Source organism: Burkholderia mayonis (genome assembly GCF_001523745.2).
GTDB lineage: Bacteria > Pseudomonadota > Gammaproteobacteria > Burkholderiales > Burkholderiaceae > Burkholderia > Burkholderia mayonis.
The window spans coordinates 793,184-812,695 of sequence record NZ_CP013386.1 but is presented as its reverse complement, the minus strand read 5'-3'; the positions used below and the strand labels follow the sequence as shown (position 1 = coordinate 812,695).

17 protein-coding genes are annotated in these 19,512 nt (G+C 61.2%); 12 read left to right on the top strand and 5 right to left on the bottom strand.

Annotated elements, in window-relative coordinates:
* Nucleotides 1-10: 10 nt before the first annotated feature.
* The 10 genes from WS70_RS04110 to WS70_RS04060 all read left to right on the top strand — a co-directional run bounded on the left by WS70_RS04110 (nt 11) and on the right by WS70_RS04060 (nt 13,198).
* The gene (locus WS70_RS04110) at nt 11-676 is read left to right on the top strand and encodes an ABC transporter ATP-binding protein (RefSeq protein ID WP_066577139.1); all 666 of its coding nucleotides are present in this window, start codon (nt 11-13) and stop codon (nt 674-676) included.
* Nucleotides 673-2,631: a glycosyltransferase family 9 protein gene (locus WS70_RS04105; RefSeq protein ID WP_082722120.1), complete on the top strand. Its 1,959-nt coding sequence runs from the start codon at nt 673-675 to the stop codon at nt 2,629-2,631. Before WS70_RS04110 ends, WS70_RS04105 begins: the two co-directional genes overlap by 4 nt.
* A gap of 155 nt (nt 2,632-2,786) precedes the next feature.
* Nucleotides 2,787-3,821: a methyltransferase domain-containing protein gene (locus tag WS70_RS04100; RefSeq protein WP_082722119.1), complete on the top strand. Its 1,035-nt coding sequence runs from the start codon at nt 2,787-2,789 to the stop codon at nt 3,819-3,821.
* A gap of 23 nt (nt 3,822-3,844) precedes the next feature.
* Complete coding sequence (locus tag WS70_RS04095; protein WP_059470856.1) at nt 3,845-4,993, top strand: polysaccharide biosynthesis/export family protein; 1,149 nt, start codon at nt 3,845-3,847, stop codon at nt 4,991-4,993.
* 18 nt (nt 4,994-5,011) lie between these two features.
* Complete coding sequence (locus tag WS70_RS04090) at nt 5,012-6,166, top strand: glycosyltransferase family 4 protein (protein WP_059470855.1); 1,155 nt, start codon at nt 5,012-5,014, stop codon at nt 6,164-6,166.
* Nucleotides 6,163-7,086, top strand: a complete 924-nt coding sequence (rfaE1, locus tag WS70_RS04085; protein WP_059470854.1) for a D-glycero-beta-D-manno-heptose-7-phosphate kinase — start codon at nt 6,163-6,165, stop codon at nt 7,084-7,086. The genes WS70_RS04090 and rfaE1 overlap by 4 nt, the downstream gene beginning before the upstream one ends.
* A 31-nt stretch (nt 7,087-7,117) precedes the next feature.
* Nucleotides 7,118-9,058 carry a capsular polysaccharide biosynthesis protein gene (locus tag WS70_RS04080; protein ID WP_059470853.1) on the top strand — a complete coding sequence of 647 codons (1,941 nt, stop codon included), beginning with the start codon at nt 7,118-7,120 and terminating at the stop codon, nt 9,056-9,058.
* Between the two features lie 703 nt (nt 9,059-9,761).
* Entirely contained in the window at nt 9,762-11,192 is a 1,431-nt protein-coding gene (locus tag WS70_RS04070; RefSeq protein ID WP_059470852.1) for a mannose-1-phosphate guanylyltransferase/mannose-6-phosphate isomerase, read from the top strand.
* 247 nt (nt 11,193-11,439) lie between these two features.
* Nucleotides 11,440-12,276, top strand: a complete 837-nt coding sequence (locus tag WS70_RS04065; protein ID WP_059470905.1) for a class II glutamine amidotransferase — start codon at nt 11,440-11,442, stop codon at nt 12,274-12,276.
* A gap of 109 nt (nt 12,277-12,385) precedes the next feature.
* A complete protein-coding gene (locus WS70_RS04060; RefSeq protein WP_059470851.1) occupies nt 12,386-13,198 on the top strand; it encodes a mechanosensitive ion channel family protein in 813 nt (270 codons plus the stop codon).
* A 51-nt stretch (nt 13,199-13,249) separates the two neighbouring features.
* Here WS70_RS04060 and WS70_RS04055 read toward each other — a convergent pair whose 3' ends face one another.
* Nucleotides 13,250-13,933: a VTT domain-containing protein gene (locus tag WS70_RS04055; RefSeq protein WP_059596372.1), complete on the bottom strand. Its 684-nt coding sequence runs from the start codon at nt 13,931-13,933 to the stop codon at nt 13,250-13,252.
* A gap of 182 nt (nt 13,934-14,115) precedes the next feature.
* On the opposite strand from WS70_RS04055, the gene mutL reads away from it, so the two are divergent.
* Both mutL and miaA read left to right on the top strand, forming a co-directional pair.
* Nucleotides 14,116-16,140, top strand: coding sequence for a DNA mismatch repair endonuclease MutL (gene mutL, locus WS70_RS04050; protein ID WP_059596371.1), 2,025 nt, complete (start codon nt 14,116-14,118; stop codon nt 16,138-16,140).
* Complete coding sequence (gene miaA, locus WS70_RS04045; RefSeq protein ID WP_059470848.1) at nt 16,137-17,111, top strand: tRNA (adenosine(37)-N6)-dimethylallyltransferase MiaA; 975 nt, start codon at nt 16,137-16,139, stop codon at nt 17,109-17,111. Before mutL ends, miaA begins: the two co-directional genes overlap by 4 nt.
* A 40-nt stretch (nt 17,112-17,151) precedes the next feature.
* Here the strand turns inward: miaA and arsB are convergent, their stop codons facing one another.
* From arsB to WS70_RS04025, 4 genes are read right to left on the bottom strand one after another with little or no spacing between them, the layout of a single operon-like run.
* Nucleotides 17,152-18,216 carry an ACR3 family arsenite efflux transporter gene (gene arsB / locus WS70_RS04040; RefSeq protein ID WP_059470847.1) on the bottom strand — a complete coding sequence of 355 codons (1,065 nt, stop codon included), beginning with the start codon at nt 18,214-18,216 and terminating at the stop codon, nt 17,152-17,154.
* Nucleotides 18,203-18,727 (bottom strand): arsenate reductase ArsC, encoded by a 525-nt coding sequence (locus tag WS70_RS04035; RefSeq protein ID WP_059596370.1) that lies wholly within the window; start codon nt 18,725-18,727, stop codon nt 18,203-18,205. Before WS70_RS04035 ends, arsB begins: the two co-directional genes overlap by 14 nt.
* Entirely contained in the window at nt 18,724-19,179 is a 456-nt protein-coding gene (locus tag WS70_RS04030; RefSeq protein ID WP_059470845.1) for an ArsI/CadI family heavy metal resistance metalloenzyme, read from the bottom strand. Before WS70_RS04030 ends, WS70_RS04035 begins: the two co-directional genes overlap by 4 nt.
* Nucleotides 19,176-19,508, bottom strand: a complete 333-nt coding sequence (locus tag WS70_RS04025; protein ID WP_059470844.1) for an ArsR/SmtB family transcription factor — start codon at nt 19,506-19,508, stop codon at nt 19,176-19,178. The genes WS70_RS04030 and WS70_RS04025 overlap by 4 nt, the downstream gene beginning before the upstream one ends.
* Between the last annotated feature and the right edge of the window lie 4 nt (nt 19,509-19,512).

The following is a 19,512-nucleotide window of genomic DNA, read 5'->3' as shown; positions in this document are numbered from 1 at the left end:
GGACATCGAGATGCTCGTGTTGCGAAACGTTACGAAGCGATATAAGTCGAGGACCGGTAGCCATACGGTGCTCAATGGGATAAGTTTAACTGTTGAACGCAGTGAAAAGGTAGGCATACTCGGGAAAAACGGAGCCGGCAAATCGACGCTTGTCCGCCTGATCAGCGGCCAGGAATCTCCTGATAGCGGCTTGATTCAGCGAAAGATGGCTGTATCTTGGCCCTTGGCTTTTGCAGGAGGTTTTCAGGGAAGCCTGACTGGTCTCGATAATCTTCGCTTTATCTCTCGAATTTATAATATCGATCACGAATCAATTCGTGAATTTGTAGAGAAATTTGCAGAGCTTGGCAAATATTTTCGCGAGCCAGTCAAGACATATTCCAGCGGCATGCAAGCGCGCCTCGCGTTCGCACTTTCGCTCGCCATCGAATTTGATTGTTACTTGATTGATGAAATTATTGCGGTCGGCGATGCCAGATTCCATGAGAAATGTGTCTATGAACTGTTCGAAAAACGCAAAGATCGAGCATTCATCATCGTTTCTCATGATGCTGGATTCATTATGAAATACTGTAATAGTGCCGCCGTTCTTGACCAGGGTACAATCACACGCTTCGGCGACGTATCCAAAGCATACGAGCACTACAGCCATCATATTCTCGAGTTAGGGCAATGACGACAATGACCACATCGACATCAGCCGTAGTCGCGAGCCTGCCCATTACGCCGGAAGGTAAGTACGGGAACGAGACAATCGACTCGATGATCTCGCTCGATCTAAGCGGAATAGCCTACGAAAATCACCATGCGCCTGTTTTTCACGCATGGTTGAAGTTAAATCAACAAGAACGTAGGCAAGCGCTGCATGACCGTTACGTTTTTCTTTCCGTTGCATGCTGCATTGATCAGCATTTGACAGATTTGCTACGACTGGATTTTCAGAAAGCAAATGAATTCACAAGAGATGTACTGAACGACATTTCATACTTATCTCAAGGTTTTATCAGTCATAGTGAGGAATGGTTTCGAGGCCTTAATCAACTTGCCGGCACATTTACCGACCACAATTACTTACCCGAAGCGAGTGCTGTTGTCGACATAGCATCGCGAACGGGTGTGGTGAAGTTTCCTCGCATTGCTCAATCAATCAGCTTACATCGCGCATATCTCGATGCCGTTGCTGGCCGGCGCGAACAGGCGTCTGAGGTCGCACTACGGTTAGTACGCAGGCCTTTCCTATTGCCTAATCGCCGGGAATTACCGAAGCTGTACCAAAAATTAATGTATATCCTTGCGTCGAGCAATCACCTCGACGAATATAAAACCGTCCTCTGGAAAGGGATTTGCAGCTTCCATTCGAATGAACAGCTTCGAATCGGTTTTACTTCGCAAATTGTTAAGACCTACCGAGGTGCTCTTCGTGCCTTCCTTCGCAACGAAGTTCCACTACGTTACCGTCTTCCATTTCTCCTGGCCAATGTCGCGAGACTCGCCGGGTCCAGTCCAGTGGTGCGATCCCTACGCGCTCATAAGCTGCTATGGTGGGTTTATTTGGGTACGTTATATCTGCTTCATTCGTCCAAATCGTCGGCGACATTCCAGCCGACCAGCGTTCAGCATAAGACCGATCATGCCAGCAGACGATGGCGCATTCCCCTCCCCGCCTCGATGCAGAAACGTAGGATTTTGATCACGCGGGCGATGGGTGGAATTGGTGACGTGCTCATGATGACTGCAGGTCTTCGAGCTCTCGCAAAAAAGTATCCGAAAGCACAGATAGATTTTGCTGTGCCGAAATCATTTCACCCGATCTTCGAGGGACTAAATGAAATACGAATCGTTGATGTAAACAGCGACGACGTGAGTTTAGCGCAATATAATCGCTGGATCAATCTTACGGACTGCCCGGCGGGACGCGTCGAGGCGAGACAATACCCGAACGTTCGGAGCAATCGTATTGAAGTTTTTGCACGCGCCATGGGCGCATCAAAATCGTATGTCAGGCGCTCGGTTGGATTTTTGCCTTTCTATCGAGTTACTGCCGAAGAAAGGAAATGGGCTACGTCGTATCTGAATAAAATTAACCCCGATGGCCTGCCCGTCGTAGGAATTCAGCCCTTTTCTGTCGACAGCTACAAGAATTGGGTAGATATGGAGAACTTGGCAAAGCACCTGAGCCGAGATCATTGCGTTCTTATTTTCCACCATGAAGCCATTTCTGGTTACGCCTCCTCCAATATTCATAAGATATTAACTCCCTTAAGGAAAAGCGTAGCCTTGCTTGCCGAGTGCCAACGGCTTGTTGCTGTAGACTCAGCATTTGTTCATCTATCGGCAGCGCTGGGCGTCAAAACGGTGGCAATCTTTGGTCCTACTAGTGGGCACGTTTTCTGCCGCTATTATCCTCGTGTGAAATACGTAACCCCCAAAAAATCAGATTTCCCATGTGCCCCGTGTTGGCGCAATGAGCACAAACCTTGTCATCTGACGAAGGGCCGCGAAAGTATATGTTTACACTCCATCACTACAGAGCGAGTTTTAACAGCTCTAGAAACAGACTTCGGTCAACCAAACCCGAGAACCAACATATTGACTCGCATTCGAAACTGGGCCCTCTATGGCAGAGAATAAAAGAACATACCCGCGTTGCGAAACCATTTGAACATAAGCAACCATATATTTATGGCGGCGGCAGCACATCAAATGGTTAGTTCATCAGCGAATCCGCAATTTATTAATTACGCCTCGTATTTATTTTTTAACTTAAAGATTGAGAGTTATTATTCATGACGGACAAGAACCTTGATGAGACCCAGTTGAGAGAATTGATAACGCTCATTACACGGAACGGCCAACCCAACATAAATCCGCTCGCCGAAATAACGCGAAATGACCTTGCAATTCGCTGGAATTTAAAGGTGTATGGGTATCTACTTGCACGACTCCTTCTAGAGAAAGAACCCTCGCACAAATCGATTAGTGTCGAGGAATCTCCATTTCCTGGGAACTGGAAAGCAACGGAACTGAAAGACTTCGATCAAAGCTGGTTTCGCACGGTCTGCCACGAGCTACATATCGAGCCAATTCTTCACAGAAAGGTCTGGGAACTCGCGTATGTCGTATCGACACTGCACTCCTTCGATCTTCTGCGACATGGCGTGAAGGGGCTCGGCTTTGCGTGTGGCGAAGAACCGCTTCCCTCACTCTTCGCCAGCAAGGGCGTTGAGGTAGTCGCTACCGACCTTATGCCACAAGCGGCTGCGGCTTCTGGCTGGAAAGATACCGCACAGCACGCATCCAGTTTGGACCTTCTTTGGAAACCCGACTTGGTATCACGCAACGTGTTCGACAAGCACGTTTCGCTTCAGTTTGTCGATATGAATGACATACCGTCCTCCCTGCACGGACAGTTTGATTTCTGCTGGTCTATGTGCGCGTTTGAACATCTTGGCTCTATCGAGCGCGGGTTGTCGTTCGTTGAAAACTCTTTGAAAGTCTTAAAGCCGGGAGGTATCGCGGTCCACACGACGGAATTCAATTTTGCAAGCGATTCCGACACTATTGACAACTGGGGCACGGTGCTTTTCAGACGGAGCGACTTCGAACGTCTTCGGGAGCATCTTGCCCGACAAGGCTTTAACGTTCCACCTGTTTCCTACGAGACCGGCGACCACCCGGTAGACTGGTTCCTCGATGTGCCGCCGTTTCCAGGAGATCCCGAATATCTCACGGAAAAGTTCCCCCAGTATCCGCACTTGAAACTTGTTGTAGACGGCTTCCCGTCTACTTGTTTCGGCTTATTTGTTCAAAAGCCGCTCTGATTGAGATTATGACAACTTCGTCAATGCGGGCCATTGCCGTTACGATGCTGGTTTTGGTGACGGGAGGCTGCAGCACCACCCCAACCTGGCTCCCGGCGTCCGGGCCAAGCAAGAAGGACATCACTGAGCAAAAGGCGGCACTCCCGATACCCGTCATTGACATCAATGAAAGTGTCACACAACGCCTGTTGAGCGAACGGAAGAACACGACCTTCGCCCAGGTTTTTTCCAGCCAACCAGTAGCCGAGTATCTGGTCGGCCCAGGTGACGTACTCCAGGTATCCATTTGGGAAGCCCCGCCCGCAACGCTGTTCGGCCAGTTATCGATTAACCTGGGCGACGAGATGGGCACAAGCCGGGCCACGACTTTTCCAGAGCAGATGGTAAATGCCGAGGGCACTATCAGTGTGCCCTTCGCAGGGTCTGTAAAGGCCGCCGGCAAAACGCCGCGCGAGATTGAGGAGGCGATCACCCAGCGGTTGACTGGCAAAGCCCATCAGCCGCAAGTGCTGGTAAGAATCATAAAAAACACCAGCTCGAACGTAACCGTTGTTGGAGAAGTCAACGAAAGTACGCGAATGCCACTGACCGCCAAAGGAGAACGACTGCTGGATACATTGGCAGCAGCGGGCGGCGTAAAGCAGGCGGTAAGCAAAATAACGATCCAGCTCACGCGGGGTGGTCAACACTTTTCCATGCCGCTCGATTCGATCATCCGGAATCCGAGTCAGAACATCATGCTCCGGCCGGGTGACGTCGTAACCGCCATCTACCAGTCGTCGAGCTTCATCGCACTCGGTGCGACCGGCAAAAATCAGGAAGTTGATTTTGAAGCGAAGGGAATCAGCCTGACGCAAGCGCTTGGACGAATCGGCGGACCGGACGATCAACGAGCAGATGCGCAAGGACTCTTCATATTCCGCTTCGAAGATCCCAGTGCCCTTGGAGGGCAAACTGGGGCGTGGCCACGTACGGCCGAAGGCAAGGTGCCCGTTATCTACCGACTCGATCTGAAAGATCCTCGCAGTTTCCTGGTTGCCCAGGACTTTCCGATCAACGACAAGGATGTGCTCTATGTGGCCAACGCACCCGCTGCCGAGCTGCAAAAATTCCTCAACATATTGACGTCGTCGATCTTCACGGTAAGCAGCCTGGTTAATACAGCACGGTAGCAGTGGAGACGCGTTCACGTGAGCAACGTATTGATTGATGTGACGAGGCTGGTGGATCGCCGCCTTCAAAAAATGCTGCCTACTGGCGTCGACCGGGTGAGCCTGGAGTACGTCGAGCACTTTCGCGCGCGCGCACACGCCGTGGTGAGGTTCGCGGGGCGCTGGGTCGTCTTGAGCGCCCCGCAATCTCAGCGTCTGTACGACTCACTGCATTGTCCTGACAGCGGTTTCACCAGTATGGTTCGTCGCTGTCTGGGCAGCGCGTACGTATGCAATTGGGATCGCGGGAGCACTGCATCAATATTGATCAATACCGGCCATAGCGGGCTCGATCGGCCCGCCTATGTCGAACAGGCAAAACGCCGCAATTGGCGATTGGTTCTGTTTCTTCACGACCTGATACCCGTCACGCATCCCGAATACTGTCGCCCTGGCGAAGCAGTCGTGCATCGGCGACGACTCGAGACGATGCTCTCGCCGGAAGTCGGGATCATTATGAACTCGTACGCAACGCACCGAGAGCTGAAAGAATACGCAGCTAAAAATCGAAAGCCGATTCCGCGCTGCGCCGTTGCGCCGCTGGCGCCTGCGCGCCTGCCGAAGCCGAGTCCAGTTCGCCCGATGGCAGAGCCATATTTCGTCGTGTTAGGCACAATAGAGCCACGAAAGAACCATTGGTTCCTCCTCCACGTCTGGAGGCGGCTGGTCGAACGATTGGAAGAGCGCGCGCCGGTGCTCGTTATCATCGGCCGGCGCGGATGGGAATGCGAAAACACCATCGACATGCTCGACCGTTGCGAGAACCTGAACTCCAAGGTCGTCGAGCTCGCCCATTGCAATGACGCGAGCTTGGCCACATATCTGCATCACGCGCAAGCGCTGGTGTTCCCGTCGCTGGTCGAGGGGTACGGCATGCCGCTTATCGAGGCCCTATCAGCTAATGTGCCGGTGATTGCCAGCGATCTCGACGTATTTCGAGAAATTGCGGGAGAGATTCCCGACTATCTGGACCCACTCGACGGTCCGGCGTGGATGGACCGCATTGACGCCTACACGTGCCACGACTCCAAAGAACGCAAAGCGCAAATCGCCCGATTGGCGAGATTCCGCACACCGACGTGGAAACAACATTTTGAAATTGCGGAACACCTTATTTTGGAGTTGGCCTCATGATCGCGAACTTCTCATCAGCAAAGGTTCTGGTTGCCGGAGACGTCATGCTCGATCGATATTGGTTCGGCGACACACAGCGCATTTCACCTGAAGCACCGGTGCCGGTCGTACTCGTGCGCGACATTCGTACGACGCCCGGCGGTGCGGCCAACGTCGCGGTCAACGTCGCCAACCTCGGCGCAAAAACCATGATCATGTCGGTGGTCGGCGCGGACGCGGCAGGAGACGACCTCGTGGAGTTGCTTCATAAAGCGAACATCAGATGCGGCTTTCATCGCGATTCAAGGTTTCAAACGACGATCAAGCTTCGTCTGCTCGCACGGGGGCAACAAGTCGTACGCGCCGACTTCGAAGAACGACCGGATCATGAATTGTTGTTGCCGCTCGTATCGTCGTTTGAAGCAGCGTTGGACGGGTACAGTGTCGTCGTATTCTCCGATTATGGGAAAGGCGGACTTGCGCACTTGCGCACGATGATGCAAATGGCTCTGAAGCGAGGGAAAACCGTGCTTGTCGATCCGAAAGGAGCGGATTACTCGCCATACGAGGGAGCAACGCTACTCACGCCGAACCGTGAGGAATTCGCAACGGTCGTCGGTACGCCATCGTCGGAGACCGATTTCGAAGACAAGGCATTTGCTCTGCGGAATCGGCTCGGTCTTAAAGCCCTCCTCGTCACGCGATCGGAAGAAGGCATGAGTCTGTTCCTTGGTGACCGGCACATTCGCATCCCGGCACAAGCCCGCGAAGTCTACGACGTGTCGGGCGCCGGCGACACCGTGATCGCGACAATGGCTGTCGCATTGGGAGTGGGCTACGGTTTGGAGGATGCGGCGCAACTGGCCAATCGCGCCGCGAGTATCGTTGTCGGCAAGGTAGGTACGGCGCCCATTTCACTTGAGGAGCTCAGCGCGCTATAACCGTGTCGTCATCACACGCGTTGTCGGTCTCATGAAAATTCCTGCCTGTGTTCGAGCCCGTGCAATCCGGGCGGACCACCGTCTCGGCCGGCTCCTGCTCGAGCTTGCGCGCATCGTTCGCGATGACGTGATGGCCATGATGCCGGGACCGGTCTGGTCAACAGGAGCAGCCGGTGTGCCAATGCTGTCGTGGTTCGCACTGCCATATCGCGGAAATTCTCAAACAACGATGTGCGACGCGCTAAGCCGACTCTTTGCGAATGATAGGGAATTGGGTGAGTCGCCCGATGTGGTGCGGCTCATGAAACGCCTCGTCCTCGCCGGAGCGGGGCGTAACCGCGCCATAAAGTGCGGATGCCCTGCGGAATTGTCTGCCATGCCAGGCCTACGCAAGATTCTGCTCATCGATCAGCGAAAATATGCCGGTTTAGGGGCGGGCGCACCATTCCAGCGGATGCTCGCCACGGCGAAGGCCGAACATCCTGACGCGGAACTATGGCTGTGGCCATCTTCGGACAACGCTTTCGGGTCGTGGCAGCTGTCGCCGATGTTGCCCGAAGTCACACGCAAGATCGGGCAGGGATACCACTTCTTTTCCATCTTGAGCCAAATTGACTATGTCTACACGGTTGACGCTCCGGAAGGTATGGAGGCTCTGGTTGCCGGCATGCCAGTACGAGTTTTCGGCACGCCTTTTTACGCGGGCTGGGGCTTGACACACGATGATATTGCCTTGCCCGAGCGCCGCGCGCGTCCGACTGTCGCCGCACTGTTCGACGCAGTCTACCTGCGACTGGCGCGCTATGTGGCCCCGGACAGCGACGAACCGGGCAGCCTCGATCAAGTGCTTGATAGTATCGAGTTGCAGTACGCAGTACGCGAGCGCTTCGGTGATTGCACGAATATCGCCGGTGTGCGCTTTCAGCTCTGGAAGCGTCCGTTTGCGACGCCATTCCTCGCCGCCGGTGGGGGCCCACTGCGTTGGCTGCGTTCTCCCGACGCAGTGAAACCGAACGAGTGTATTGCATTGTGGGGCGATAAACACGTCGAAGGCATTACGCCAGGTACTCGCATCATTCGAATGGAAGATGGCTTTTTCCATTCACTGGGCCTGGGCTCGGACATGAGTGCACCGCTGAGTCAGGTCATCGACCGGCGCGGTCTCTATTTCGATGCGCGAGTGCCTAGCGATCTGACGGACATCCTCAATGAAACGCAGTTCAGCGATGCTGAGCTTACGCGTGCAGAGTCTCTCCGGGAGTTGATCGTGCGCTCAGGCGTCACGAAATATAATCTCGGTCGACGGAAACCGGCTTGGCACGCGCCGGCCAGCAAGACACTACTGTTCGTGCCCGGCCAAGTAGCCGACGATGCTTCGATCCGCTTAGGCACAAGTCTGTTTGGTTCCGCCGAGGCCCTGCTTCGCGAAGTACGCGCACGCAACCCCGATGGATTCATCGTATATAAGCCACACCCGGACGTGCTTTCCGGCAACCGGATTGGCCTCATTGACGCGCACCGGTTGGCCGATATCGTCGACACCGACGCTGATGTGCTCTCACTCATCGAGCGCGCAGATGAAGTGCACACGCTATCTTCCCTCGCTGGCTTCGATGCGCTCCTACGCGGGAAAAAAGTCTTCACGTACGGCCTGCCTTTTTACGCCGGATGGGGGCTCACATCGGATGCAATCCAGCCGATACCGTGGCGACGGCGCACGCTTACACTTGAGATGCTGGTCGCTGGCGCCCTGCTGCGTTATCCGATCTATTGGAATTGGAAGACTAGACTTTATGTGACGCCTGAGTCGGTGGTGCACAAGCTCGCCCCGTTCGCGGCGCGTCCACTGGAACGCGTGCGCGGCGACCGTCGCCGCGCCCTTCGCAAGGCATTTCGCTGGACCCGCAACATATTCCGGCATTTGCTTTGGACAGTCGCCCAGTACCGACAGGCGCAAAAAAGCAATGTATGAACGCTCGTTGAAATCAATTTTCAAGCAAAACCCAAGCAAAACCTGTACCGCGCGCGATGAATATGGACATTTACCCTGCCGTCCGACGTGGCGGCGCTGGTACCCGACTCTATGCCGATGTCGCGCAGTGGTTATCTCAAACGGTACTCGAAACAGATCCGCGAAAACACCTTGGCTCAACAAACCGCGCTTCGCCTAGACTGCATTCCGTAGATCTCCACACCCATTGTTATCGCCCACCAAGAGCAGTGTTTCCTCGACAACGATCAACTGCGCCAGATTGACATAAGCCCGCCGCCAATCGTACTCGAACCGGTAAGCCGCAACACGGCAGCGGCAATTGCGACCGCCGCCTTGCTGGCGGCTGGCGTGCTGCTATGCAATCCGCTGTGCCGGGACTGGCAACTGCACGTGTTTACGACGCCGGAGGCCATCGTCGAGCAGCTCGCGGCCCCCGCTGCACGGGGCTGCTCGAGCCGGTGCGCGGCAATCGCGCTCGGCCGTTTCTGAAGGCTTTCCGTTGGATGCGTCATGTACTATTACACGCCGGATGGCGAATCGTGCAGCGAATCGCGATTCGACGAGATCGCCCTGACAGTTGAAAATCGGCCGAAACGGAACGATGGATCGGTTCATCGACGAGATCGAAAATTCGCTGGTCCAGCGAAACGAATCAGCCCAGCTTTATAAACCGTGACCCTTCATGAACATTTATCCGGTGATCCTTTGCGGCGGCAGCGGTACGCGCCTCTGGCCGATGTCGCGCGGCGGCTATCCGAAACAGTATCTGAAGCTCACGGGCGACAACACGCTCGTCCAGCAGACCGCGCTGCGCGCGCGCGACATCGATGGCGTCCGCGCGCCGATCGTCGTCACCAACAACGAACAGCGCTTCCTCGTCGCCGAGCAACTGCATCAGGTCGGCATCACGCCGTCGTCGATCGTGCTCGAGCCGATGGGTCGCAACACCGCGCCCGCGATCGCGATCGCCGCCCTCCTCGCACTGCGCGAATCGGTCGATTCGCTGCTGCTCGTGCTGCCGTCCGATCACGTGATCGATAACGATCCCGCGTTCGCCGACGTCGTAAAGGCGGCGGCGACCATCGCATCCAACGAGCATCTCGTCACATTCGGCGTCACACCGACGCAAGCGCACACGGGCTACGGCTACATTCGCCGAGGCGAGGCGCTTGCGGGCGACGCGCTGGTCTACCGCGTCGACGCGTTCGTCGAGAAGCCGGATGCGCCGACCGCCGAGCGCTTCGTCGCGGACGGCGGCTACTACTGGAACAGCGGGATGTTCATGCTGAAGGCGTCGGCGTATCTCGACGAGCTGCGCCGTCACGCACCGGACATCGCGCGCCAGGCCGAGCTCGCGCTCGACGCGGCGACGCGCGACCACGACTTCCTGCGCCTCGATCCGGGCGCGTTCGGCGCGAGCCCGAACGTGTCGATCGACTACGCGGTGATGGAGAAGACCGAGCGCGCGGCCGTCGTCGCCGCCGCGGATCTCGGCTGGACCGACATCGGCTCGTGGAGCGCGCTCGCCGACATCGCGGCCACCGACGCGCAGCGCAACGCGCTGATCGGCGACGTGTACACCGACGCGGTCGAAAACTCGTACATCCGTGCCGAGCATCGGATGGTCGCCGTGATCGGCATCGACAACATCGTGATCGTCGAAACCGCGGACGCCGTGCTCGTCGCGCATCGCGACAGGGCGCAGGACGTGAAGAAGGTCGTCGAATGGCTGAACGCGTCGGGACGGCGCGAGTCCGTCACGCATCGCCGCGTGATCCGGCCGTGGGGCTCGTACGAAGGTATCGACGAAGGCGACCGCTTCCAGGTGAAGCGCATCGTCGTCAATCCGGGCGCGCATCTGAGCCTGCAGATGCACCACCATCGCGCGGAGCACTGGATCGTCGTCAAGGGTACCGCGCTCGTCACGAACGACGGCAAGGAAATCATCCTGACCGAAAATCAGTCTACCTACATACCGCTCGGCGCGACGCACCGCCTGAAGAACCCCGGCAAGATTCCGCTCGAGCTGATCGAGGTCCAGTCGGGCTCGTATCTCGGCGAAGACGACATCGTCCGCTTCGAGGACACGTACGGACGCACGTCCGCGACGTGACGTGACGTGACGCGCGGCGTCGCGCTTCGCGCGAGCGTGAGCGCGCCGCATCGAGGCGGCTGCGCCGACGACGAGCCGCATGCACGCACATGCGGCTCGTTTCGTTTCGCGCGCAGCGGCAGACCGCGAGCCGCCGCGCGGCAGACCCGGCAGAAATCGGCTAGGCTTTGCGCATCGCAGTCTGCACGGCCGGTCTCGCCGATCACGACGACAGGCCCGCCGTGCACGTCAGACGGAGGTGCTCACGATGTGCCGCTGGCTCGCTTACACCGGCAATCCGATCCAACTCGAAACCGTGCTGTTTCGCGCGAAGCATTCGCTGATCGACCAAAGCCTGCATTCGACGATGGGCGTGACGACGACCAACGGCGACGGCTTCGGCATCGGCTGGTACGGAGAACCCGACGAGATTCCGTTCATCTACCGTTGCGTGAGCCCCGCATGGAACGATCGCAACCTGCGCGAGGCAGCGCGCGCGATCCGCTCGCCGCTCTTCATCGCGCACATTCGTTCGGCGACCGACACGCCCGTGCAGGAAACCAATTGCCATCCGTTCCGCCGCGGGCGCTGGCTGTTCGCTCACAACGGTCTCATCCGCCGCTATCACACGCTGCGGCGCGACCTGATGATGCGCATCGATCCCGCCCTCTTCCCGTCGATCGAAGGATCGACGGACTCCGAAGTGATGTTTCATCTCGCGCTCACGTTCGGGCTCGAGCACGATCCGCTGTCCGCGCTCGAACGGATGGCCGGGGCGATCGAGGATGCGGGCGCGCGTCACGGCGTCGATGCGCCGCTCAACATGACGGTCTGCGCGACGGACGGCGAGCAGGTCGTCGCGGTCCGTTACTCGAGCGAACGCGAGTCGCGCTCGCTCTTTCACAGCGCGTCGTTCCGTCATCTGCACGAGCTCTATCCGCACGATCCGCGCATCCGGGCGATCGGCGACGACGCGTTCCTCGTGCTGTCCGAGCCGCTCGTCGACCTGCACGACGCGTGGGAGAAAATTCCGGAAAGCACCGCGATCATTGCACGCCGCGGCGACGTCCGGCAGGTTCCGTTCACGCCCCGCCGCTCGACGTAGCGCGCCGCTCGCGCGGCGAAGGTTGCTCCATCGCCGCGAGTCGGTTATAAAAAGCCCCTTTCGCGTGGCTTCACGGCCGCCTCCGTTCAATTCATTTGGAGACCTCATCGTGGATCTCGCCTCCGTGCAAACCTTCATCGTCACTCGCGGCATCGACTTCGGCCTGCAGGTCATCGCGTCGATCGCACTCTGGATCATCGGACGCTGGGCGATCCGGATCCTCACGAACGTGATGGGCAGGATCATCCGCAGAAGCGGGAAAGTCGACGCGACGCTGTCGCACTATCTGACGTCGGTCATGAGCGTGCTGCTCACGGTGCTCCTCATCCTCGCGATCCTGCAGGTGTTCGGCGTGCAGACGACTTCGTTCGCTGCACTGCTCGCGGGCCTCGGCCTCGCGGTCGGCACCGCGTGGGGCGGCCTGCTCGCGCACTTCGCGGCCGGCGTGTTCATGCAGGTGCTGCGCCCGTTCAAGGTCGGCGACGTGATTTCGGCGGGCGGCGTAACGGGCACGGTCAAGGAGCTCGGCCTCTTCGGCACGACGATCGTCACGGCTGACAACGTCGTCACGCTCGTCGGCAACAACAAGATCTTCTCCGACAACATCGCGAACTACAGCGCGACGTCGACGCGCCGCGTCGATCTGACGGCGAAGATCGCGAACGGCGTCGACGCGGTCGATGCGATCGAGCGCTTGAAGGCCGCGATCGCGAAGATCCCGAACGTCGTCACGGAGCCGACGCCCGACGTCGGCGTGCTGTCGTTCACGCCGGAAGGCCCGCTCCTCTTCGTGCGTCCGTCGACGCAGCCCACGAACTACTGGCAGGTGTATTGCGACACCAACCGCGCGATTCTCGACACGTTCCGCGAAGCCGGCTATCCGACGCCGGAAACGCCGGTCGCACATCGCACGGCGTCGTGATGCGCAGGTCGCCGCGCCGCTTCTTTTCGTGGACCTGACCGATGCGCGCGCTCAGCGGCCGCCGCTCTTCCCGGTGTCCGCGTGCGACTTGGTGCGCAACAGCTTCCACATCGCGCCGATCGCGACAGGGATCACCGCCGCGCCGATCCCGACGAGCACGATCACGTTCAGGTAATGGCGAATGAACGGAATATTGCCGAAGAAGTAACCGAGGAACACGAGGAGCAGCACCCAGATCAGCGCGCCGATCATGTTGAACAGCTGAAAGCGCGCGAAGCGCATCGTCGACGCGCCCGCGACGAACGGCGCGAACGTGCGCACGACCGGGATGAAGCGCGCGAGCACGAGCGTCTTGCCGCCGTGCCGCTCGTAGAAATTGTGGGTTTTCTGCAGCGCCGCGCGGTCGAGGAAGCGTTCGAGCCCCGGAATGTGCGTGTTGAAGACCTTCGGACCGATCGCGCGGCCGATCAGATAGTTGACCGTATTGCCGCCCACCGCCGCGACGAGCAGCAGCACGATGAGGCCCGCGAGCGTCATCTCGCCCGCCGCCGCGAACGCGCCCGCGATGAAAAGCAGCGAATCGCCCGGCAGGAACGGGAAGATCACGAGCCCGGTCTCGCAGAAAACGATCAGGAACAGCACCAGATAGACCCAGGCGCCATACTGCCGGATGAAATCGCCGAGAAATGCATCGATGTGCACGACGAGACTGACGAAATGAAGCAGCGTTTCCAAATGCGTTTCCTTGTGTCCGTGACGAAGTGAGCGCGCGCCGGCCTTCCAGGGCCGGAAGCGAAAAAAACAACGCTGTCATGATACCGAAAGTACCTTGAGCGACCGTGAAATTTGGTCGACGAGCGACGTCGCGCACCGAACGCGTCGGGCGACGCGCCGCGCGGCCTCGCTATAATTCCGCCATGTCCGAATTCACCGAATCCGCCGCGGGCGCGACGCCCGACGAGTCCGCATCCGCGCCGCGACGCCCGCGCGCGATCCAGCCGCTGCCCGACCAGCTCATCAGCCAGATCGCGGCGGGCGAAGTGGTCGAGCGGCCCGCGTCCGTCATCAAGGAGCTCGTCGAGAACGCGCTCGACGCCGGCGCGAGCACGCTGCGCATCGTGCTCGACGAAGGCGGCGTCAAGCGCATCTCGATCACCGACGACGGCTGCGGGATCCCCGCGGACGAGCTGCCGCTCGCGCTGATGCGCCACGCAACGAGCAAGATCCGCTCGCTCGCCGAGCTCGAGGCGGTCGCGACGCTCGGGTTCCGCGGCGAAGCGCTCGCGTCGATCGCGTCGGTCGCCGAGATGTTCGTCACGAGCCGCACCGAGGACGCCGCGCACGCGATGCGCATCGACGCGCAGACGGGCGTGCTCGCGCCCGCCGCCGGCTCGCGCGGCACGACGATCGAAGTGCGCGAGCTGTACTTCAGCACGCCCGCGCGCCGCAAATTCCTGAAGAGCGAGCAGACCGAGTTCGGCCACTGTCTGGAGATGATTCGCCGCGCGGCGCTCGCGCGGCCGGACGTCGCAATCTCGGTGCTGCACAACGGCCGCGCGGTCGAACACTGGAACGCGAGCGAGCCTGCCGCGCGCGTCGCGAAGATCCTCGGCGAAGGCTTCGCGACCGCCCACCTGCCGCTCGACGAAAGCGCCGGGCCGCTCGCCGTCTATGGCTGCGCGGGGCTGCCGACCGCGAGCCGCGGCCGCGCGGACCAGCAATACTTCTTCGTCAACGGCCGCTTCGTGCGCGACAAGCTGCTCGCGCACGCGGTGCGCGCCGCATACGAAGACGTGCTGCACGGCGACCGCTATCCGTCGTACGTGCTGTTCCTCGATCTGCCGCCCGAAGCCGTCGACGTGAACGTCCATCCGTCGAAAATCGAAGTGCGCTTCCGCGATTCGCGCTCGATCCACCAGTTCGTGTTCCACGCGGTGCAGCGCGCGCTCGCACGGCATGCGGGCGCGTCGCCGGAGACGACGGCGGGCGGCCACGCCGCGCATCTCGCGCCGGTCGGGCCGGCGTCGCCCGAATCGTCCGCCGCGCCGAGCGCGTCGTTCGTCCGCTCGGGCCCCGCGGCAAGCGCCGGCCAGCCGACACCCGGCAACACGTGGCTGCGGCAGTCGCGGATGACGCAGGGCACGCTGCCCGTCGCGCAGCCGCTCGCGCTGTACGACGCGCTCTTCGGCCGCAAGGACACGGGCGCGGGCACGCCGCCGGGCACCACGGGCACCACGGGCGCCGCGCTCGAAGCGCACGACGCGCCGGACGCACCGCTCTTCGCGACCATGCCGGGCGGCGCCGCCGCGACGCCCGAGTTCTCGGCAACGCATGCATCCGACCCCATGATGCACGACGAGCAGCCGCTCGGCTTCGCGGTCGGCCAGATCCACGGCATCTACGTGCTCGCGCAGAACACGCGCGGCCTCGTGATCGTCGACATGCACGCGGCGCACGAGCGAATCCTGTACGAGCAGTTCAAGCGCGCGCTCGCCGACCGCGCGGTCGCCGTGCAGACGCTGCTGATTCCGGTGTCGATGACGGCGACGCCCGTCGAGGTCGGCACGGCGGAGGAGGAGCGCGAGACGCTCGACGCGCTCGGCTTCGACCTCGCGGTGCTGTCGCCGACGACGCTCGCGATCCGCGCGGTGCCCGCGCTCCTGAAGGACGCCGATCTGCAGGCGCTCGCGCGCGCGGTGCTCGCGGACCTGCACGCGTTCGGCGGCTCGCGGGTGTTGACCGAGCGCCAGCACGAGTTGCTCGGCACGCTCGCGTGCCATCACGCGGTGCGCGCGAACCGGCGCCTGACGCTCGACGAGATGAACGCGCTGCTGCGCCAGATGGAAGCGACGGAACGCGCGGACCAATGCAATCACGGCCGGCCGACCTGGTACCAATTGACGCTCGGCGACCTCGACCGGCTTTTCATGCGCGGCCAATGAACGAACGCACCGCGGCATCCGTGCAGACGGTCGCGTGCCTGCTCGGCCCGACCGCGTCCGGCAAGACGGCCACCGCGCTCGCGCTCGCCGCGCGCCGGCCGATCGAGATCGTCAGCGTCGATTCGGCGCTCGTGTATCGCGGAATGGACATCGGCACCGCGAAGCCGACGCGCGACGAGCGCGCGGCCGTGCCGCACCATCTGATCGACATCGTCGACCCGGCCGACGCGTACTCGGCCGCCGAATTCCGCGCCGACGCGCTGCGCGTCATCGCCGAGATCGCCGCGCGCGGCCGCACGCCGCTCCTCGCGGGCGGCACGATGCTGTACTACAAGGCGCTGACGCAGGGCCTGAACGACCTGCCGGCAGCCGATCCCGACGTGCGCGCGACCCTCGACGCCGAGGCCGAGCGCGATGGCTGGCCCGCGCTGCACGCGCGCCTCGCGCGCGTCGATCCGGCTACGGCCGCGCGGCTCGCGCCGAACGATTCGCAGCGGATTCAGCGCGCACTCGAGGTATATCGGCTGACGGGGCAGCCGATGTCGGCGCTTCTCGCCGCGCCGCCGCGCGAAGACGACATGGCCACGGGGCTGCGGTTCGTGCCCGTCGCGCTCGAGCCGTCGGACCGCGCGGTGCTGCATACACGTATCGCCGCGCGCTTCGACGCGATGCTGGAAGCGGGCTTCATCGACGAAGTCGAGCGCCTGCGCCGGCGCGACGACCTGCATCTCGGCCTGCCGTCGATCCGCTGCGTCGGCTACCGGCAGGCGTGGGAGTATCTCGACGGCGCCACCGACTACCGGACGATGCGCGACAAGGGCATCTTCGCGACCCGGCAGCTCTGCAAGCGGCAGCTGACGTGGCTGCGCGCGATGCCGGAACGGATCGTCGTCGACTGCTGCGCGGCGGACGCGACCGCACGCGCGGCCGATGCGCTCGAACGGGTGCTGGACGACGCGCACGCGGGCTGAGCCGGGCCCCGGCTCGACGGCGCACCGTCGAGCAACGCGCTCACGCGCGGGATTCGTACCAACGCCGCGAACGATTCACGACGCCGACGACGAGCAGCATCACCGGCACTTCGATCAACACGCCGACCACCGTCGCGAGCGCGGCGCCGGACTGGAAGCCGAACAGGCTGATCGCGGTCGCGACCGCAAGCTCGAAGAAATTGCTCGCGCCGATGAGACTCGACGGCCCGGCGACGCAGTGCGCGACACGAAAGCGCCGGTTGAGCAGATACGCGAGGCCCGAGTTGAAGAACACCTGCACGAGGATCGGGACCGCGAGCAGCGCGATGACGAGCGGTTCGTCGACGATCGCCCGCCCCTGGAACGCGAACAGCAGCACGAGCGTCGCGAGCAGCGCGCAGATCGACCACGGGCCGAGCGCCGCGACGGCGCGCTGCAGCGCGGCTTCGCCGGTCGCAAGCAGCACGCGCCGCGCGAGCTGTGCGACGATCACCGGCACGACGATGTAAAGACCGACGGACACGATGAGCGTATCCCAAGGCACCGTGATCGCGGACAGGCCGAGCAGCAGCGCGACGAGCGGCGCGAACGCGACGATCATGATCGCGTCGTTGAGCGCGACCTGCGACAGCGTGAAATACGGATCGCCCTTGCAAAGCTGCGACCAGACGAACACCATCGCCGTGCATGGCGCGGCGGCGAGCAGGATCAGGCCGGCGACGTAGCTGTCGAGCTGGTCGGCGGGCAGCCAGCGCGCGAACAGGTGACGCACGAACAGCCAGCCGAGGAACGCCATCGAGAACGGCTTGACGAGCCAGTTGACGGCGAGCGTCACGCCGATTCCGCGCCAGTGCCGGCCGACCTGCGACATCGCGCCGAAATCGATCTTGATCAGCATCGGCACGATCATCACCCAGATCAGCAGGCCGACCGGCAGATTGACCTGCGCGACCTCCATCCGGCCGATCGCCTGAAAGACGCCGGGCAGCCACTGGCCGAGCACGATGCCGGCGACGATGCAAAGCGCGACCCACGCGGTCAGATAGCGCTCGAAGAAGCCGATCGCCGGGCGCGCGGCGGCGGCGCGCCGCTCAACGCTGCTCATCGGGCGCCTCCTCGGCCGGCCGGGCGCCGATCGCGCGCATCTCACGCTGGATCGCGGCGCGGTCGAGCACGTGCAGCGGCAGATTCACGAACTGGCCGACGCGATTCAGGATCTGCCGGTACACCTTGTCGAACGCGCGACGCTTCTCGTCGTCGGCGCCCGCGACCGCCGCCGGATCCTCGAAGCCCCAATGCGCGGTCAGCGGGTGGCCGGGCCAGATCGGGCATGCCTCGCCCGCCGCTTGGTCGCAAACCGTGATCACGAAATCCATCTGAGGCGCGCCGGGGCCGCCGAACTCGTCCCAGCTCTTGCTGCGCAGTTGCGATGCGTCGTAATCGAGCGCCGCGCAGCGTTCGAGCGCGAACGGATTGACCTTGCCGCTCGGATGGCTGCCCGCGCTGTACGCGCGGAACCGGCCGCCGCCCATCGTGTTGAAGAGCGCTTCCGCCATGATGCTGCGCGCGCTGTTGCCCGTGCAGAGGATGAGGACCGAGAAGGGTTTGTCGCTCACGAGCGGCTCCGATGGAACTGAATTGCCGACACGGCGGGGGCGCAGCACGCCGATCGTGCGGCCGCGTCGTGCGGCTGGCCGAACACGGGCGCGCTGTCGAGCGTCCGGAAGGTCTCCCATGCGACGCCTTGCGGGTCGACCGTCCACACCTTGTCCGATTGCGCATAACAGCAGGTCGTCGCGGTCTGCTCGTGACTCGGCAGCCCAGCCGCCGCAAGACGCGCGTTCATCTCGTCGAGCTCGGCGTCCGTCTCGACCTGGATGCCGACGTGATCGACGCCCGGCGGCGCGCCGCGTTGCGAGATCGCGAAATTGACGGCCGGGTCCGTCAGTTCCCATTTGCAGTAGTCGTCCTTCAGGACGGTGGGCTCGGCGCCGCCGAACAGCGCACGGTAGAACCGGATGCTGTCGGCAAGATCGGCGACCGATACGTGGATGTGCATGCGTTTCATGATTGCGCCTCGGAGCAAGAAGCCGGACCACACACGCCGCACGGCGCGCCCGCGCAGCAGTTTTCGGTCAGAAAGCCGATCAGCCCGTTCATCGCGTCGAAATTGGCCATGTAGATCACGAACCTGCCTTCCTGGCGCGACTTCACGAGTTCAGCGTGCGAAAGATCCTTCAGATGGAACGACAGCCGCGACGGCGCGAGTTCGAGCCGCTGGGCGATTTCGCCCGCCGGCAGCCCGTCCGCCCCCGTGACGACGAGCAGGCGAAAGATCGCGAGGCGCGATTCGTGAGCGAGCGCGCCGAGCGCGCGGATGGCGAGAGTCGAGTCCATGCGC

Bases quoted from the DNA above. Each gene is read 5' to 3' on its own strand.
- WS70_RS04110 (WP_066577139.1), top strand. From the start codon at position 11: ATGCTCGTGTTGCGAAACGTTACGAAGCGATATAAGTCGAGGACCGGT.
- WS70_RS04105 (WP_082722120.1), top strand. From the start codon at position 673: ATGACGACAATGACCACATCGACATCAGCCGTAGTCGCGAGCCTGCCC.
- WS70_RS04100 (WP_082722119.1), top strand. From the start codon at position 2,787: ATGACGGACAAGAACCTTGATGAGACCCAGTTGAGAGAATTGATAACG.
- WS70_RS04095 (WP_059470856.1), top strand. From the start codon at position 3,845: ATGCGGGCCATTGCCGTTACGATGCTGGTTTTGGTGACGGGAGGCTGC.
- rfaE1 (WP_059470854.1), top strand. From the start codon at position 6,163: ATGATCGCGAACTTCTCATCAGCAAAGGTTCTGGTTGCCGGAGACGTC.
- WS70_RS04080 (WP_059470853.1), top strand. From the start codon at position 7,118: ATGAAAATTCCTGCCTGTGTTCGAGCCCGTGCAATCCGGGCGGACCAC.
- WS70_RS04070 (WP_059470852.1), top strand. From the start codon at position 9,762: ATGAACATTTATCCGGTGATCCTTTGCGGCGGCAGCGGTACGCGCCTC.
- WS70_RS04065 (WP_059470905.1), top strand. From the start codon at position 11,440: ATGTGCCGCTGGCTCGCTTACACCGGCAATCCGATCCAACTCGAAACC.
- mutL (WP_059596371.1), top strand. From the start codon at position 14,116: ATGTCCGAATTCACCGAATCCGCCGCGGGCGCGACGCCCGACGAGTCC.
- miaA (WP_059470848.1), top strand. From the start codon at position 16,137: ATGAACGAACGCACCGCGGCATCCGTGCAGACGGTCGCGTGCCTGCTC.
- arsB (WP_059470847.1), bottom strand. From the start codon at position 18,216: ATGAGCAGCGTTGAGCGGCGCGCCGCCGCCGCGCGCCCGGCGATCGGC.
- WS70_RS04030 (WP_059470845.1), bottom strand. From the start codon at position 19,179: ATGAAACGCATGCACATCCACGTATCGGTCGCCGATCTTGCCGACAGC.
- WS70_RS04025 (WP_059470844.1), bottom strand. From the start codon at position 19,508: ATGGACTCGACTCTCGCCATCCGCGCGCTCGGCGCGCTCGCTCACGAA.